Below are 330 nucleotides of genomic sequence, written 5' to 3'. Positions count from 1 at the left end.
CAGAATCTTGTCCACCATTTCCTCGCGGTCCATCGCGAGCTTCAAGGCCATTCTGAGATCGTTGTTGTCGAACGGTGCGGTGTCGCAGAATATGTTGAAGCTACAATAGCCACGCCCCGAAACGTTCTGAATGGTCACGCCGGGTACCTGCTTCACAAGGTCTACGATCCTCGGCGGAACCTGGCCGATCATGTTGACCTGGTTGCCTTGCAGGGCCGCCATACGCGCCGTCGGGTCGTTAATGACGATGATCTCGACCTGATCGGCATGGCCGTACTTGTCGCCTTGCCAGTAGTTTTTGAACTTTTCGCCGCCGTGACGCACACCCGG

Annotated in this window: 1 protein-coding gene; it reads right to left on the bottom strand. The window is 56.7% G+C overall.

What is annotated here, in order from left to right:
- Positions 1-330 (bottom strand): ABC transporter substrate-binding protein (locus AC0L2H_RS32545; RefSeq protein WP_473593683.1); only part of this gene is annotated, 330 nt, incomplete at both ends.

The sequence above is a fragment of the Mesorhizobium sp. WSM4871 genome (genome assembly GCF_055811295.1).
This window is presented reverse-complemented; position numbering and strand designations above follow the sequence as displayed.